Source organism: Streptomyces enissocaesilis, from assembly GCF_039533765.1.
GTDB classification, from domain to species: domain Bacteria; phylum Actinomycetota; class Actinomycetes; order Streptomycetales; family Streptomycetaceae; genus Streptomyces; species Streptomyces enissocaesilis.
The window spans coordinates 68,463-85,705 of the sequence record NZ_BAAAUD010000007.1 but is presented as its reverse complement, the minus strand read 5'-3'; the positions used below and the strand labels follow the sequence as shown (position 1 = coordinate 85,705).

General features: G+C 66.4%; 11 protein-coding genes and 1 pseudogene. 5 read left to right on the top strand and 7 right to left on the bottom strand.

Annotated features, from left to right (window positions below):
- The first annotated feature begins 347 nt into the window (after positions 1-347).
- A complete protein-coding gene (locus ABD374_RS02305; RefSeq protein ID WP_344489737.1) occupies positions 348-953 on the top strand; it encodes a GNAT family N-acetyltransferase in 606 nt (201 codons plus the stop codon).
- Between the two features lie 255 nt (positions 954-1,208).
- Positions 1,209-1,364: pseudogene (locus tag ABD374_RS02300) on the top strand (IS30 family transposase); the annotation flags it as partial.
- A gap of 54 nt (positions 1,365-1,418) precedes the next feature.
- On the opposite strand, the gene ABD374_RS02295 reads toward ABD374_RS02300, so the two are convergent.
- The 3 genes from ABD374_RS02295 to ABD374_RS02285 form a co-directional block, all read right to left on the bottom strand.
- A complete protein-coding gene (locus tag ABD374_RS02295; protein ID WP_344489734.1) occupies positions 1,419-8,408 on the bottom strand; it encodes an RHS repeat-associated core domain-containing protein in 6,990 nt (2,329 codons plus the stop codon).
- Between the two features lie 131 nt (positions 8,409-8,539).
- Positions 8,540-11,389 (bottom strand): LamG-like jellyroll fold domain-containing protein, encoded by a 2,850-nt coding sequence (locus ABD374_RS02290; RefSeq protein WP_344489731.1) that lies wholly within the window; start codon positions 11,387-11,389, stop codon positions 8,540-8,542.
- 45 nt (positions 11,390-11,434) lie between these two features.
- Positions 11,435-12,310, bottom strand: a complete 876-nt coding sequence (locus ABD374_RS02285; protein WP_344489728.1) for a hypothetical protein — start codon at positions 12,308-12,310, stop codon at positions 11,435-11,437.
- 751 nt (positions 12,311-13,061) lie between these two features.
- Here ABD374_RS02285 and ABD374_RS02280 point away from each other — a divergent pair.
- The 3 genes from ABD374_RS02280 to ABD374_RS02270 all read left to right on the top strand — a co-directional run bounded on the left by ABD374_RS02280 (position 13,062) and on the right by ABD374_RS02270 (position 14,637).
- Positions 13,062-13,673, top strand: a complete 612-nt coding sequence (locus tag ABD374_RS02280; RefSeq protein ID WP_344489725.1) for a transposase family protein — start codon at positions 13,062-13,064, stop codon at positions 13,671-13,673.
- A gap of 165 nt (positions 13,674-13,838) precedes the next feature.
- The gene (locus tag ABD374_RS02275; protein ID WP_344489722.1) at positions 13,839-14,180 is read left to right on the top strand and encodes a hypothetical protein; all 342 of its coding nucleotides are present in this window, start codon (positions 13,839-13,841) and stop codon (positions 14,178-14,180) included.
- A gap of 190 nt (positions 14,181-14,370) precedes the next feature.
- A complete protein-coding gene (locus ABD374_RS02270; protein ID WP_344489719.1) occupies positions 14,371-14,637 on the top strand; it encodes a hypothetical protein in 267 nt (88 codons plus the stop codon).
- A gap of 168 nt (positions 14,638-14,805) precedes the next feature.
- Here ABD374_RS02270 and ABD374_RS02265 read toward each other — a convergent pair whose 3' ends face one another.
- The 4 genes from ABD374_RS02265 to ABD374_RS02250 form a co-directional block, all read right to left on the bottom strand.
- Entirely contained in the window at positions 14,806-15,306 is a 501-nt protein-coding gene (locus ABD374_RS02265) for an HNH endonuclease family protein (RefSeq protein WP_344489716.1), read from the bottom strand.
- A gap of 578 nt (positions 15,307-15,884) precedes the next feature.
- On the bottom strand, positions 15,885-16,208 hold the full coding sequence (locus ABD374_RS02260; RefSeq protein WP_344489713.1) for a hypothetical protein: 324 nt from the start codon (positions 16,206-16,208) through the stop codon (positions 15,885-15,887).
- The gene (locus tag ABD374_RS02255) at positions 16,205-16,573 is read right to left on the bottom strand and encodes a DUF6247 family protein (RefSeq protein ID WP_344489710.1); all 369 of its coding nucleotides are present in this window, start codon (positions 16,571-16,573) and stop codon (positions 16,205-16,207) included. The genes ABD374_RS02260 and ABD374_RS02255 overlap by 4 nt, the downstream gene beginning before the upstream one ends.
- A gap of 37 nt (positions 16,574-16,610) precedes the next feature.
- Complete coding sequence (locus ABD374_RS02250) at positions 16,611-16,808, bottom strand: type II toxin-antitoxin system prevent-host-death family antitoxin (protein WP_344489708.1); 198 nt, start codon at positions 16,806-16,808, stop codon at positions 16,611-16,613.
- Positions 16,809-17,243: the final 435 nt, after the last annotated feature.

Below are 17,243 nucleotides of genomic sequence, written 5' to 3'. Positions count from 1 at the left end.
CGTGACGTTGCTCGACACCTCGAAGCGTGAAGAACGGCCGCCCTGCTGTCCCGGGAACGAACCAAGATCAGCAGGTCAGGTGAACGGCCGAGGTTAAACACCAAGTTCAGTGCCTGTGTCTGAACCTCGGATGGAGAGTCTTCTCAGGTCAGGATTCGAACGAGGCGATCCGAAGGCGGCTCGATGGGCAGCGCAAGACGCCCGGCCCCGGCGAGGCGCCGGGCAGGCATGAGAAACGAGCCTGGTGTCGGTGTATGGGGCAACGTGGCCCACCGGGTATAGCCGAACGTGCACGTCCAAGCCGATGTTCAGGGATTGATCTCCGTTGTCCCACCTATCGAGCGCCCATGATCGGGAGGACCAAGCGCACCCCGTGGCACGACAGCGCGTTCACCCGTGCCATGGTTGCTGCCATGACAGTTGGCGCGGTTCCGGGCAGTGAGGTCGTACTCGAGACAAGTCGCCTGCTGCTCAGACCTTGGCGGGTAGCCGAGGCCGTCGTCCAGCATGAGCTGTGGACCGAACGTGATCCACGAGTGCCGCCGCACCGCCGAATCGACGCGGACGGACACCCCACGGTCGCGGAGCTCGAGGGTTCGATCCGCACCAACCAGCTGTGGTCGAGCGGGTTGCTGGCGGTCGAGCGGAAGGCATCTCGTGACGTCATCGGCTACTGCGGGCTGGTCGACAGCGAGCGAGGATCGGCAGGAGAACCTGAACTGGCATTCGAGCTGCTACGCCGAGTTTGGCGTCAGGGATACGCGACCGAGGCATCGTTGGCGGTTCTGGAATGGGCGAGATCATCTGGGTACGAACGTCTGTGGGCCACGGTCTGGGACTGGAACACCGCTTCTCGCCGTGTGCTGGCCAAGGTCGGATTCACTGAAACCGAGCGGAAGGAAGTGGACGCGGTGTACGGAACCAACCTGCTGTTCACCACGAGACGGCTCTGACACACCCCGCTTGCGGACGGCTCCGCGTCGACGGCTGACGCCGAGCCCCCTGGTACGGATTACCCTGTGGAGCCGTCGTGGTGGTGCGACAATGAGGTTGGTTTGAGGCCCAGTGATCTCTTGGTGGGACTGATGACCGTCAGTGCCAAGATGATCAGTCGCGTTGGGCTTCGCGGGAGGGCGGCTGTCCGCTCCTGCGGGAGTTTCGGCGGGGCCCGTCACCCGTTCAGCGGCCACTCTGAAAGAGCTCAGTGCCTACGGCAGTACTTCCCCAAGGGCACCGACCTGGCCGCCCACACCACCCGCGACCTGGCGGCCGTGCCCGCCGAAGTCAACAGCCGGCCACGCAAAACGCTCGACTGGGAAACCCCAGCCGGGCGTCTCGCTAGGCTCCTGGTCACAGCCAGTTGATCACCTGTGTTGCAACGACCCCTGGAATTCGCCACTGCGTAAGATGCGACGCGGTCATTTTAGTCCCCCTCTGTCGATACCACCAGAGAATGGCAGCTCATTTTCGAATTCACAAGCCGCTACAGCGTCGACACCTTCCCTCCAGAGCGTAGACAAAACTAGAGAGACAGTCTCGACCATTCGCTCCACAAGAACTCCAGAGTCCCCCTCGAGTTCGATCGTTGTAGGCCACAGAACGAAATCACTCCGACCTACGCCAGGACTAAAATCGTCATTTTCTTGAACATTTATAGAGATACCAAGGTGCGATTCGAGGAATCCGAAGCTGGTGAAGTTAGAACCAAACAGCGGCCCAACGATTCCCATGACCACCGAAGCCTGCGCCAAGGCGAACACTCTACAATATTCATACTTTGAATTATCCACGATCACCTGACATCGATATAGGGGCCCTTGTCGAAGGTCCCCGCCGATCTTGATGACGGACAGGTCAACCTTCATGCCAATCTCCGCTTGCACCTGATCTCGCACTCGACTCAGCCGAGGCTTTACATCGCCGGCGGTTATCTTCCCGACCTCGATTGAGTGCTGCATCGTCCTATATCTAGCGCTCCCCGGATTGGGTGCCCCATAGGAATCAGCGATCATCTTGTCGTATTTTGCCGGGGAAACCAGAACTGCAATGTCCAGATCCGAACCGGCGCCTGCCTGCTGGGCGGCTCGACTACCCTGAATTGAGACTCGACCGATTTTATCCACTCCTCTAGATTTCAGAATATTCGAGATTGCATTAAAGTTAGACCTCGATATACCCTGAGGAATTCCATACTCACGCTCAAGCCTACTTCCACGCAACCCGAAGAATCCAAGACTTCCGCCCAGCATACCCGTATTCACTGCGAACGAAAACAATTGATTGCGGATACTGCATCTCCACGATTCTTCACTTGTCGCACATGGCAGTTCATGCGGCACTCCAGCAGAAGAACTGTTTCCATCTCCGGGACCGGCGCTCGGACGATCGGATGGGCCGGCCAGAGGTTGGGGAACGCTGGATCCGGCGCAGTTGCCTGTGCCCATGGCGTAGTGACATCCGCCGCCGCCGCCACCGCCACCACCGGCGCTGGAAGTTTGCCCAGTGCTCGAAGTTGCAGAAGTCCCGTGGCTACCTCCTACACTGCCCGGAGCACCGCCTTGGCCATTGGTGTTACAGCTCGCTGAGTGGTTTCCGGCGTAGCAGTTGTCAGCTCCTGGCGTGATGTCGGCGTCGCCGTTTGCGCCCTTGCCTTCGCAGTCATTGGTGTAGGCGCCGCAGGTTTCGGCCAGGCCGGTGGGGTCGGCAGCTGTAGCCGGGTGCTGGTTGGCGTAGCTGTAGCCGTTGAGTGATTGGTGTTGATCGAGGCTGAGGAGCGGGTCGATGCTGATGAACTGGCCGAGGCCTGGGTCGTATTCGCGGGCGCCGATGTGTGTGAGGCCCGTAGCGGCATCGGCGGGTTTGCCGAGGAAGGCTTTGTCGTCGGGCCAGGTAGTGGGCTTGGTGCCGCGCGGGGCGCCGAAGGGGGTGGTGTAGCGCTTGGTGATCGCCCAGGTGGTGGCGTCCATGGCGATGCTGGAGGTGCCGTGGTGGTCGGCGGCGAGGAAGTTGAGTTTGGTGCCGGTGGTTCCGCTGGTGGCGGTGCGTACGGCGATGTTCTGGCCGGCTGCGGTGTAGTAGCGGGTGCCGGCCAGGGTCTTGGTGGTGCCTTTGGTGGTCAGGCGGACTTCGGTGGCGCCGAGGTAGAGGACGGTGTCGCCGTCGCCCTTGGCGCGGCGGATGAGTAGTTCGCCTGTGGTGTCGTAGAGGTAGTTGGTTTCGGCGGTGCCTTCGGTGGTGGTGGCGAGTTTGCCCTCGGTGTCCCAGAGCAGGGTCTGGGGGCCCTTGGTTCCGGGGCGGGTGGTGGTGTTGCCGGCGTTGTCGTAGTCGTAGGACTTGACTGTTGAGCCGGTGGTGGTCTTGGTCAGCGGGTGCGGCTGGCCGGTCGTGGTGCCGTATTCGTAGGTGGTGAGGGTGTTGACGGTGGCCGTGTGCTGGGTCTGAGTCGCACGCTGGCCGGAGGTGTTGTAGGTGTAGGAGGTCCAGTACGGTGCTGCGCCGTCGATGTTGGCTGTGGTGCGGCCCGCGGCTGCGCAGTCGGCGGTTTTGGGGGTCCAGGCTTCGGTCATGCGGCGGTGGCCGTCGTAGGCGAAGCACTGGTTGTCGGTCTTGGTGGTGCCGCCGAGGGTGGCGGCGTCGAAGATGGAGGTGACGTTGCCGGCGTCGTCCTGGGTGAAGGTGAGTTCCTGCGGCATGTAGCCGTGGGTGTCGTCGGTGACGTAGGAGCGGGTCAGGCGGCGTGTGCCGGGCTCGTAGTCGTAGTTGAGGTAGGCCTTCTTCGCCGAGGAGGAGCCGTCCATGCCCAGGGTGAGCTGACGCAGGTCGCCTTGGGGTGAGTAGGTGGCGCCCTGGAGGTATCCGGTGGTGCCGGACGAAGTGAGCGGTTGTCCAGTGGCGTTGTAGGTGAAGGAGATCGTTTCCGAGGGGAGTCCGCCGACGGCGGGCTGGGAGGCCTGGCTGATGGTGCCGTCCAGGCGATAGCCCGTGGTGAACGACAGGGTTTTCGGGACGCCGGCAGTAACCAGGGGGTCGGTGTCGGGGAGGAGAAGCTGGGTGCCGGTGGGCTGGTAGAGGCTGTCGTAGGCGGTGACCTTGGAGGTATACGCCTTACCAGTGATTCCGCCGTCGTAGCGGGTGGCGGCGTCCTGCTGGCCCTTGGCGAGGGTGTCATAAGACCAGGCCGCCAGCTTGTTGGCGTCGGTCTTCGAGCCCTGCCACATGTCGGTCTGGCGGCCCAGCGAGTCGTACTGGTACAGGATCTTGCGGGTGCGGGAGTCGGTCGTCTCCTCCACCTGGTCCAGGGTGTTGAACTGGGTGGTGGTGGTTCCCTTGTCCGGGTCAGTCGTGCTGGTCTGGCGACCGAACAGGTCGTAGCCGTATTCCCACTTGGCCTTGTCCGGGCCCTGCACCGTCCTTTGCTGGCCACCGGGGTGGTAGGTGTACAGGGTGCTGGTGAAGTCGGTGCCGGTGGGCTGGGTGCCGCCGTACTCGCGGCGCTCCGTGGTCTGGCCCAGGGCGTCGGTGACGACGAGGGTGGCCTGTCCGCCGGTGGGGGCGGTGGAGGCTACGGTGTCGCCGGTGTAGGTCGTGGTGGTGCTCCAGCGGGTGACGCCGTAGTTCTTCGTCTCCGCCTTGGTGGCGCGTCCGGCGCCGTCGTAGGTGGTGTCGGTCTGGACGGGGGCTTGGCTGCCCTCGGTCTGGACCGGGGTGCCGCTGGGGGCGGAGGTGTTGTCCCAGATGTCGCCCTGTGCGCTGGTGGCCAGGCCCCGGTCGTCGTACCGGGTCAGGGAGACGAGCCGGCCACCTACGGGGCTGGGGCTCTGGGCCTGGCGGGGGCGCAGGAGGGAGTCGTAGAACTCGTAAGTGGTGTTGTAGCCCGAGCCGTCGCCCTTGAGGGCGCCGGTGGCCACCCAGGACATGTCCGAACTGGTGACCTTGTAGTCGTAGACGTAGTTGGGGGTCTTGCCCAGGGCCTTGGAGCGGTTGGCGAGCCAGACCTTGGTGACCCGGCCGAGGCTGTCGTACTCGGACTCGGTGATCTTACCGTTGGCATCGGTGGCTTTCGCCGGGTTGCCGGTGGCGAAGGAGACCGCGGTGGTCGCCGTGTGGCCCTTGGCGTTGGTGACCGTGCTGGAGGTGAGCGGTCCCGTCTTCTCGGGGTTGTAGGTGGTGGTGGCGACGGTCAGCCCGTTGGTGTCCTTGACGGTCAGGGGCCGGCCGAGCTCGTCGTAGGTCGGGATGGTGGTGAGGGTTTGCCAGGTCGGGTTGTTGGCGGCGGTGTACCCCTTGGCCCTTCCCGTCCACTGGACCTCGCCCTTGGTCGGGGTCTGGGTGGAGGTGTAGGTGGTGGTGTCGTAGGCGGTGGCGGTGTCGGAGATGACGTCTCCGGCGGTGGTGGAGTCCGCCGGCAGGTCAAGGGCGTCACCGGTGATGTCGCAGGCTTTCGCGGTCACCCGGGTTCGTGAGACAAGCGAGTTGATGCCCACCGCCTCGTTACGGGCGTACCAGGTGCGAGCGCATTTCTCATCGCCGGTGACGGCGGTGTCACCCTTGTCCTCGACGGTCTGTGCCATGCCGAGACTGTCGTACGTGGTGAAGGTGGAGCGCACGCGGTCTTTGGCGGTGCCGCTGGAGGTGACGGATGTGCGGGCGTGGGTGGCTTCGGTGCGGACGTAGTACGCCTCGATGTCGGCGTAGCTCTTGTGCTGGGTGGCGGTTTTCTTCAGCCACGGGTCGTTGATCGTTGCGGAGACTTCGGCGGAGCCGTTGTAGGTGGCGGTCTCACGGGTGAATCCGGCGTACGGCTCGGAGTCGGTGATTTCATCGGCCTTGATGCCGGTGACCTTCACCGATTTGCGTGCGTCCGGGTCGGGGGTTTTGTTGTCTGCTCCCAGGACGCGGTCGCCGTTCATGCCCCGGAGGTAGACCGATGTGGTCTTCAGCTGGGCGCTGTCGCTGTCGCCGGTGGTGTGGGTGACGCGTTCGAATCCCCGCCAGATCGACCAGGTGCGTTCCTTGGCCGGGGTCATGGGGTCGTCGTTGTAGTGCCAGGCGCCGCCGCCGGTGTAGGTGTATGTGTGCTGGACGGCTTCGCTGCCGCCGCGGGGGTCGGTGGTGGAGACGGCGGTGACGGGGTATTTCTGGAACCAGTCCAGGATCGGGGTGTCGCCGCCGTTGGGGGCCCAGTACACGGGGTAGCAGCGCTTGGTGTTGGTGTCGACCTTGGGCATCGTCTGGCCCGCGACGCAGTCGGCCTCGGCGTAGGAGACGATGGTCTGGGCGCCGGCTTCGGAGGTGACGGTGCGCAGGCGGGGTTTTTCCAGGGACAGGATGTTGTCGCTGGTGCCGTCGACCCGGTTGGGCAAAAAGACGTGGGTGAACTTCACCGGGTCCAGGGCGAGGTCGGTGCCGTGCTTGCCGGTGTGCTTGATTTCGTCCAGCCACAGGGACTGGTCGGTGGAGTCACCGGTGTCGCCCGGGTCGAGGTACTGGTGCTTGAGAGTCCAGGCGTCGACCGCCGCGTAGGCGGGGGTGGTGGCGGCCGCGTTCCAGGCGTAGGTGCTGGTGGTGGTCAGCCGGTAGCGGGTGAAGAAGGCGGGGCCGACGTTGCCGGTGCAGGAGGCGGTGGAGGAGGTGCAGATCGCGTCGTAGGGCACATCGGGCCAGTTGTCGCGGGTGTCCTCGGTCAGCGAGGTGCAGTCGGCGGCGGTGCAGCGCTGGGAGTAGTTGAAGGTGACTTTCTGCGGCGCCGGAGTGGTGAAGAGGGTGTCGGAGCGCTGGCCGTATTCGATGCGCTTGAGGTAGCCGCCGCGGGTGTAGGCGCTGTTGGTGGTCGTGGAACCGTTCTTGGCGTAGTAGTTGGTTTCCTTGCCGTAGTAGTACGACATGGCGTTGCCGTGGGTGTCGACGACGTAGTCGAGGTTCCAGCGCCAGGCCTGGGTCAGGGAGCGGCCGGTGAAGTCGCTGCCCTTGTCATAGCCGGGTTCGCCGGAGTCGTCGCCGTAGACGGGGACGAGCCAGGTGGAGTCGGTGGTGTCGTCGGGGTCGGTGACGGTGGTGGTGGCGGGGTCGTCGGAGCGCCAGCCGGGCAGTTTGTGCTTGCCGAAGACGTACTGGGTTCCGTCACCTGTGGTGACGGTCCAGTATTCGCCGTTGTCGTCGCCGTTGCCGGCACCGGTGCCGCGGACGACGGTGGAGGCGTCGTCGTTCTTCAGGTGCCACTCGCCGCTGGTGTCGTCCTTGACGAGTTCGCTGGCCTTGCCGTTGAGGACGAGGGAGGCGTTGTCGTACTTCCAGCACTGGTCGAACTTGTCGCTCTGACCGTCGTCGTCGCAGGAGCCGTATTTGCGCTCGACATAGGAGGAGGTGAGGTCGAAGCCCTCACCGATCTGTGTGCCCTGGTTGTTGGTGGAGGCGGTCCGGCCGTCGATGCTGCCGGAGTCGTAGGAGATCGACAGACCGGGGGCGGGGCCGGCGACGGCCGGTGGGGTGCGCAGCGGGTAGGACCAGGTGAAGGTGCCCGAGGAGCCGCCGGCCGCCCAGGTGGAGGAGGCGGCGAGCGGGGTGGCCTTGTAGTCGCCGGCGCCGGACTGCGTGCCGGCCGTCAGGGCCAGCATCATGGTCTGCCCTGATGCTGGCGCGCTTGAGCTGCTGGTGGGGCCAGTGGTGGTTTTGAAAGTGAGCGGTGTGGTCAGCGACTCATCGGCACGGTTGTTGGTGAAGGGCAGCGGTGTGGTTGAGCGGCACTTCACCTTGGCAGGGTTCTCAAGGGCGCAGGCGGGCATTTTCAGCACCTGCAGGCGCCCGGCCCAGTCGGCGCCGTAGGCGGTGGCGAAAGCTGAGTAGTCCACGTTGAGCTCTGCTGCGCCGCCCTTGGCGGGTCCGGTCACGGCCAGCGCCACGCCCCGGATGCCGAGCTTGTTCGTCGCCTTCTGGTCCAGGACCTCGACGGTGACCGACCGGGCGATCGCAGGCTGCTTGCCGGTCTTCTTGTCCGAGGCGGTCTTCTGCGGCGCGGCCAGCTGCACCGGCAGCGCGCCGGGGGCGGCTTTGGCCTTGCCCGAGGCTGGCAGGGTCAGTGTCTTTTGGCCGCGGGTGGGCCAGGTGACCGTCTTTTGCTGGTCTTTGTGTGCCCGCCGCACCGCCGCTTGGTCGGCGGCGGCGGAATCCTTGACGATACTGGCCTGCTTCTTGTTCACCTTGGCGGTGAACGGCGTGACCTTGGCTGCTTTAGGGGCCTTGAGGTCCGGCCTGCCCAGCGGATCGATATCGGCGGCGAAAGCGGTGGGGCTCAGCAGTCCCGGCACCAGAGTGAAGCCGACTGCTGCGGCGATACGGCGCGGCCAAGGGCTTCGGCGTGGTGGCGCTGAAGTGGGAGGAGGCGGTGAGGACGGGAGCCAGGACGGCTTCATGACGTGGGATCTCCTTGTCCGCTCCGCCCGCACGCAGACATGCGAGAGCGGACGCAGGCGGGTGAAATGACGGAAGAAGTTGAAAGGGAGACTGCCGGGGCGGGAGTGCGGGCTCCCCGCCCCGGTAGTGCTTATGCAGCCGGCAGGGCGATCTGTGAGCTCACCTGGTCGGCGGTCATCGCTCCGGTCCAGATCCGTACCTTGGCCAGTGCGCCGGGCAGGTAGTGGCCGGTGGTTCCCCGGGCCGAGCCGCGGCCGACGGAGAGGGCTCCGCTGCCCTGCTGGGGCTGGGCGAGGCCGGGATTGTCCTCGCCCATCTGGGCGAAGGGGCCGACGTACAGTTTCGAGACGCCGAACCGCTGGGTGCCGTCGGTGTGGGTGAAGTCCTGGGTGGCGTCGAAGACTCCGGTCACATCCACCCAGGTGTCCCATTCCCTGGCACCGACCGGCTCCTGGGCCGGGGCCACAGCGGTGTCGGTGATGCTGCCGGCGCTGTTGAGGGCGGTGCGGCCGAACTTCCACAGGAAGCCGTCGTCAGCGACCTTCTCCACCCACAGCGACCAGGACGATTCCTTGCCTCCGGGGGCCGCCTGCGCTGCGACCATCGCCCGGTAGCCCACCGGCTTGGCCGCGAGCAGTGTTTTGTCCAGGCGTGCCCGGGCGGAGACGGTGAAGGAGCCGGTCTCATCGAGCACCGGGCCGCTGGCCCTGGAGGCGTACCCGGAGGTTCCGTTGAGGTTCAGCGCGGTGGCGTCGTCACCGCCCAGGGTGGCGCCGGTTGCCGACAGGGTCAGCCCACCGCGGTTGTAGGGGAAGGAAGTGCTGGCAGGGTTGTCGGGGTCCTCGGGGCTCTCGCTGACCTGGGTGCCGGAGGAGATGGTGGCGTCCCAGTGGGCCACCAGTTCGTTGGCGGGCGCCCCGTTCGTGTTCAGGCGGTGCTCTTCGCGGATCTGCTTGTCTTCGTGGGCTTCCTGCCATAGGGCGACTTCGTCGATGCGGCCCATGAAGTAATCGCCATAGGAGCCGGCTACCTTCGTCCGGCCGATCATCAGGTTCCGGTCGGCTGTCCACGGCGTGTACGTGGGCGCTGCGGTGGCCAGCACAGTGGGAGCACCCTGAGGCCGGCCGTTGACGTAGAGCTGGATGGTGTCGTTGCTCTTGTCCGCATCACCCTGGGTGTCGAAGACCCCGGTCAGGTGGGTCCATGCCTTCAGCGGAGGATTTTCCGTATCGGCGAGGGAACGGATGTAGGTGGCCGAGCCCTGGGTGGGGTCCTGGTCCTTCGCCGTGCGGTTGAACACCCACTTCTTGTAGGCCGAGGAGTAGTACAGGGTGAACGCGGAGCCGAACTCGCCGGGCGCGGAGAGCACCGTGCGGTTGGCCGTGGCATCGCTCAGGTAGACCCACGCCGAGAGGGTGAAGGAGTCCTGGGTGTTGACCGCAGGGCCGTCGGTGGAGGCGTAGCCGACCTGCTGGGCGGGGTCGGTGAGATTGTCGTTGAGGCGCAGGGAGAAGTCGCCGGCTCCCCGCCGGGCCAGCGTCGACCAGCCGGTGCCGTCCGCATTCCGGAACACCGCGTCGTGGCGGGTGCCCGACTCGCCAGTGTCCTGGGCAACGTCAAGCCCACCGGGGCCTCCGTCGTTGAAGCGCCACCTGCCTGTCGGTCCCGGTGCCAGGGCCACCTTGAAGGCGAACTCCGCCGGGGGACCCCAGCGGACCCTTCCCTCCCTGTCGAATTTCAGGTCGCTGGCCTCTACCGACAGGGTCTGGGTGCCCGGCAGGCCCGGCTTGACGCCAGTGACCTTTACCGGTGCGTTCGTGGTGGTGGCGTTGACCGTCTTGGTGTCATCGGCGTCCGTGGTCAGCAGGCGCCACCGGTAGGCCTTGACGTCACTGTCGGCCGCGTTCGGCGCGAAGGTGAACGTACCCGGCACGCTCGGTCCGCCCTTGGGCTCACACAGGGTGGCCGTGCACTTGGTGTAGGGGGTGCCGGCTGTGATGGTGGGGGTCTTGGGGGCGGTGGAGTCGATCCTCAGGTAACACCAGGACGAGTACGGCGAGAACAGATCACCCGACTTCCCCCCGTAGCTCCAGTGCGACTGGGTGCGGGCCTTGAGCCGGTACAGGCCGCCGTCTGCCCGGTTGTCGGTGACTGCTGTCTCCAAAGTGCCGTCAGGGTCCCAGCCACTGTCCGGTTTGTAGTCGCTCCACACCCTCGACCAGGATCCCGAGGTCGTGTCGGTGCTGCTGCGCTCCATCACGAATTCCGCCTGCAGGGACCCCTCTTCCTCTCCCTGGTAATGCTCGACCTTGGTCTGGACGCGCGCCTTGACGGTGGGCGTGAGGACCGTAACGGTCAGCGGGTCGGAAGACGGGCGGCACTGCGTCTTGGTTCCGGTACCGGGCGTGACCCCGACGTCAGTGGGGACGCCGGGTGTGTGGAGGTAGTTGACTTTGAGTTCCGCGTTGGAGTCGAAACGCTTCCAGGCACGCGGCTCGCTCTCGTCCTTGGCCTTGAGCATCAGCGTCAGCCGCGACATCTTGCCGGCGGCAAAGGAACGGACGGTGGAGGCGAGGTTCTCGTCGCTCTCGTCAGGGTTGTCGTTGAACTCGATCCAGGAATTGGGCTGCCCGGGGGAGCACAAGTCACCGCGCCCGGCCGACACATACCGGTCACCCATCTGGTCCAGCATCTTCGGGCCCGGCCAGCGGGTTCCCTCGGAGATGTTGTCGGTACGCTCCAGATCCACCCAGTAAGGCGTGCAGTTGAACGACCAGGTCTCATAAGCACGGAACGTCGCGTCCAGAACGTGCTTGCCGGCCAGCGCGGAGGGACCGAACTCGAAGTACATGCGGTCGGTGTAGCTGCCGGTGGAGCTGCAGTAGTAGCCGTCGGCGATACCGCAGCGGCCGACGCCCTTGGGCTCGTCGAACTTCCAGAACTTGTCCCCGTCGGAGGACAGCTTCGTCCACTCCGACACGCCCAGGCCCACCGAGGGGTCGATGAAGACGGGATAGACGGTGTCCTAGCCACGCAGCAGATCCTGGTCGGGAACGACAGAGATCGATCCGTCCCTCACCTCCACGGGAAGTTCCGCCGACGCATCACCCTGGCCCGGTGTGGCCGGATCCCGCCCACTCTCCTGCTGGGACTGGGGCTGGGGCTCCTGCGCAGCGCGCAGCAACTGGGGCTCAGGGCCGCCCTGTGTGTCGTCGTCGCCGGCGGAGTCCCACATCTGTCCGGCCGGGCCCCGCAGGACCGCGTTGCCGTCGGCGTCCACCGCCCGCACGCCGCCGCCCTCGCCGGGCACCACGCTCAGCCCCTCACCGACTGTGCTGAGGCGCACCTGCTGCAGTTCCGGGCTCGCCGCGGCCTGGGCGGTCTTGACCACCAGTACCTCGCGGTAGCCCTCGGCCGTCGCGGTCAGCTGCAGATCCACATCATCGACCGGCACGTTCGCGTACGTGGCCGTGGCCCCGGCCAGGGCCGGCTTGGGCAGCGTCCCGGGCCAGCCCAGGCCCAGCACCTTCTCCCCCACGCCCAGCCGCACCATTTGGGACCCGTTGCCGCCCCCGGAGAACGACAGATCGACCACCGCGTTCTTCGGCCCCACTGTGCCATCAGCCCGGGTGACCAGCGTGGTGTCGATACCGGCCCAGGTGCCGTCCTCAGTACGGGCCCGCTGAGGCTGCGTGGACTGTGTGAGCGTGAACGTCCCATCAGGATTGGCCACCGTCGTGGTGTACTCCGTCGTGGCCGCAGTGACCGCCACCGCCTCCCCCGACTGCACCGCACGCTCGGAGGCGCTCTGCTCCGAGACCGGGCCCAGCGCCGGAGAAAACCGCGCGGGTGCGGCGAACGACACCGCCGGCGCCAACGACCACACCACAGCGGCCGCCATCACCGCACCCACCACCCTGCGCGGCCTCAGACCCCCGCCCGCAGCTCTCCCCCCGGACCCACCACGTCGCATGTTCCCCACCCCAGCATCACAACTTGCACACGAATGCCGGGAGTTAACTTTTCACCAACACCCACCGTCAACGTGACCTGCACCACATATCGTGGCATCAATACGGCCCCGAACAGCCAAAACGCCCACCAGACCCCACCCCGCCCGGCCTTCCACGCCCCGCAAAGCAATTACACAGAGTGAAAAATGACGGCCGAAGCGGTGACCGCACGGCTGGAATAAGCCAGTCCGTACAGGCCCCCCTTCAGGCACCATCAAGCACTGGTCCGCCATAACCCCACTGCACAGAACGGATGTTGCCTACACCAATCCGCCGACCGCTGACTACGGGAACTCGCCACACCCACCCGGCACCCGCCATGCCAGACGTGACGCGCCGTCAACACCGAAGCCACTCCCCCGGCATACCCAATCCGCCCCGCCGTTACCGAAAAGCAACCCAAAACAGAACAACCCAAACGGCACGCACCACCCAGACACCCCACCACGACACCTCTCACCCCACCACAGACACAACCACCCATCCCAGTACTACTGAACACAGGCAGTAACCCACCACTCAGTGAGCTTCTTCGATGTGGCCACCAATCGGGTGACGGTCCGTGAAGCGAAACGAGCGAGGCCCCCGGGCTGTTGATCGAGATGTCTGACGTCTCAATTACGTTGCTCGAGGGCCTCGTTGGTCGTCCATCCTGCCGCAATCGACCTGCCGCACGCACTCGTGGAGTGGGTCACCATGCTGATCGTCACCCGTGAGGGCGACCGGCGCTGCAAGCTCCGTCCGTCCCAGCGCGCGATGGTGGCACTGGTGTACCTACGCGAACACACCACTCTCGCGAAGATCGCCGCCGGGTTCGGGATCAGCGAGTCCACCGCCCATGCCTACATCAGCGCGGTCGTCGACCTGCTCGCCGCGCGTGCGCCAGGTCTGCTGAGGACGCTGCGCGAGCATGATCCCGACTTCGCCCTGCTCGACGGAACCCTCGCCGAGTGCGACCGGGTCGGCGACGGCCGGGCCGACTACTCCCACAAGCACCGGCGCCACGGCGTGGCCGATCTCGCCTACCAGGGCGCCGGTCCGTGGCTGACCACGGGCATCAAACGCAGGCCCCTGCAGGAACTGACCCCCACTGAGAAGACCCGCAACCGTGCCCTGGCCGCCACACGGGCACCCGTCGAACGCGGCGTCGCCCGCCTGAAGTCCTGGCAGATCTTCCGCAGGTCCCGATGCAGTCCCAACCGCATGACGTCAATCGCCAAGGCCGTCCTCACACTGGAGCTGCAACGCTGAAGAAGCTCAGTGATGTACAAGCCGCAGAGACCTGGACTGTTGAATGCCTAGAAGACCGCCGAGGACGCGCTCACCTCACGTTGGCCCTCAACTCGACACAGCCAGCATCCCTGCCTATCAGCCAGGGCTGGTGGCCCACTTGGTATAGCAGCTGCCCCAGTGACCATGGCCGAGCCCTTGGCGGCGTGGCCAGCCGGTGCGGGACGGCGCCGCAACGACCGCCGGCAGGCCGGGCTTCTCCTCTTGGCCCTCGCCTTCGACCCCGAAGTGGCACAGCAGGGCGTCGGTGACAGACGCTCCTATAGTTGTCAACTCGCGGCGGATGCCGTGCCGACGGCTGCGATACGGAGGCCCGGCCCCGCTCCGCAGCGCGAGGCCGCGGTCGTGCTGCTCACGGACCTGCTCACCGCAGCCGAGCGGCACGCAGTGAGCCTCACGGACTTCGACCACACCGTGGACCTGGCCGGCAGGTGCCTCGACGTGATCGTTTCCAAGCACACCCGCTGACCCGCCGCCGACGAGCGGCTGGAAACCGGGCTGCGCCGCCGCCAGGACGACCGCCCCGACGGCCCGCTTCGAAGCGGCGTCGGAAGTTCACCGCTTCGTACGCGCGCGGCACGCGCGCGCCGTGGGGCCCGGCAGTTCACCGGATCACGGAGGTGATGATGAGCCCGGTGAGCCCGGCGAGAATCGGATGATGACCGATCGCCGCCCGCTGGGCACCGGACCGACCGACACCCCCGACGCACGCGGCGCCGCGCCGCGCCGCGCGCTCTCCTCGCCGCCGAACGCGCCGCGCACGCCGTCACCCGCACGGCCGACCGGACGCCGCGTCCTCGGAACCACGACTGCCACCCGGCACCGCCAGCGCGGCCGCGCCGAGTACGGACAGAACCGCACCAGCGGCATCAAGTACTGCACCGGTGAATGCGCCCGCGCCCAGGCCCAACGAGAGTACCGGTGACGCCGCAATGCCGCCCCACATCAGCGCGGCCAGTAGCCTGCGGCAGCTGACAGGGGCAGTCACTCGGGTTCACCGTGAGCGGGAAACCGGGCTGCCCCGCCGCGGGGCAGTGGGGCGGGGCAGCGGGGCGGGGCAGGACTGCTCAGCGCACTCAGAGGCGTGTTGTCGCTACGTGGCCGGCTCGTAGACGACGGTGGTGTCCGGGCAGTCCTCCGCCAGACCAAGGAGCGCTTGTCGCTCCGTCTCATCGGCCGCCAGCTCCCAGCGCAACTTGGTGGCGACCCACGTCGCGGCGTATTCGCAGTGATAGCCCGCGGCCGGCGGGAGCCACTGCGCGGGGTCCTTGTCGGCCTTTGACCGGTTGGACTTCGCCGTCACCGCGATCAGCGTGTCCGGGGAGGCCTGGTCGTTCGCGTACGCCTCACGACGGGATGCATCCCACGCGAAGCCGCCGGAATCGTGGACCTCGGCCAGCGGAACGAAGTGGTCGACGTCGATGCCCGCGGCGTCGGTCATCGTCACGTCGTCGTAGGGGCTCAGCCATACCCCGCCCGACAGCTTGCACCCCGCCGCCACCTGCGGGGCCTGCAACGCCTCCGCCAGGATCACCTCCCGGCGGGTGTCACAGCCGTCGGTGGTGTTCAGGCCGCGGTTCCAGTGCCTGTACAAGTTCCGCGCGTACCCCTCCCGGCGCTCATCGGCGACCGGGATCCGGTCCGATCGCCTCGAACAACGGCAACGGCGCCCGCACACCAGGCACCCCAGAAACACCCGCTGCCGCAGATACTGGGGCAGACGTGACGCCCGGACGGTGGCCGGCATGGGAGGCGGGCGAGGCGGGGGCCGCGGTGAGCAGGGGCAGGGCGGCGAAAGCGAGCGCGGGCAGACCACGCAGCATCAGATTCTTGATCACACCGCTGGGTGTAGCGCGCCCTACCCCGCCCCGGACATGGTACCGAAAGCCAAACCACCCGTTCAGGCGACGCAATTCACCGCAAAAACGATCCCGCCCCCATCAACCGGCAGCAGCCGCTCCGGCGGCCACGCGAACCGGGAGGCGGCCGGCCCCGGACCGGTTAACCGCGATGGGCGCCGTGGCAGGGGTTTCGGCAGGTGTGGGTGAGGGGGCGGGCTCGCCGGTCGGCTGCAGCGCTGCTGCATTTCCGCCGGTGCTACTGCCAATTCCATTCGCAGTCGGAGTCCTTCTGCGGACACCACGCGCGGCGTGGTCGGCCATGCGTTCCCGGTCAGGCCCAGAACGCGTCGGTGACGGTGATCTGGGGATCGGCGTGACGGCGGATGAAGGTGAAGATGAGCCAGCCCCGGCCGCCGGCGAGGTCGGCAATGTGCGGGCCGCCCGGACTGGTCGAGGCCAGCGGGCGGACGGTGAGCCAGTGCGGCAGGGACACGTCGGCGTCGATGCCTCGGTAGTACGGATCCGATGCTGTGATCAGCTCGGCCCGGGCCGCTAGGAACAGCCGCTTCCCGTCCTCGGGCATGCTTTCGAAGTCATGGAGCGCCTCTGCCGTCCAGTCCATCTTCCAGGGCGGGTGTGGGAGCTCATCGCTCACCGGCCGGGCTCCACGGCGGCCGCCTGGCGGCGCAGCCGGCTGTACTCGGCCAGGAGGGCGGCGGACTCCTGGGCGTCCTCGGACTTCGCGGCTCGGGCTTCGAGGTCGCGCAGGTGTCCTTCGAGGTTGGGATCGCGGGCGATGGCGTACTGGGTCCACCACAGGCGTATGAAGGCCGGTACCGGGGTGAGGTTGAAGGCGTCAGCAATGGCTCGGCGCCAGTGCGCCTCGAAGTCGGGCAGCAGATGCGGGGCGTGTTCTTGGATGGCCAGGCGCAGGGCCTGCGGGGTGCGTTCGGGCATGGGCGGCACCGGGCGGGGCCGGTCACCGCCGGGGCCGTCGAAGTGGATCGGCTGCGCTGTCATGACGAGAGGCTCCTGGTCTGCCTGTTATCCGGCCTGGTCAAGCCGCGTCCCGGTTGGCGTCAGAGGCTGTCGGGCGCTGTGCCATGTACTGCTCGAACCATTCGGCAGGCACGAGGTAGGCCAGGGTTTTGCCCTTGCGTGTGATCGCGGCCGGCTCGCCTGCGATCCGGGTCCGGTCGAGGATCTCGCCCATCTGCCTGCGGAGGTCGATCGTCGTGTACGTCTTCGGCTCCATCCCCTCACTCTAACCCAACTATCATAGTTGCGATAGTTGGGTAGCTTTCAAAAGCCCCTGTTATCGACACCCCTCCAGCGTCGCAGCGTCGGCATGCAAGGCCTGAAGCTTCAAACCGGGATCGTCCAGCTCCGTGGCCATGGCGTACTTGAAATCGATACGACAGCGAACCGCCTCGGCGGCCTGCCGGTCCGACAGGCCGAGTACGAACTACAGCAGACAGACGGTAGCCAGTTGAGCAGGGGAGAGACTCGGCCGCTCGTCACGCGGGTACCAGTCGGTGAAGTCCTCGTCACACCACAGCCCATCCAGCCGATCACGCACCCATATCGCCGTCGTACCGCCCGGGTTGCTCGCCCGCGCGACCTGCGCAGGCAGAGGTGGGACTTGCTCACCGGAACGCGGATGGAGGGACAACGGGCACCTCGACAGCTG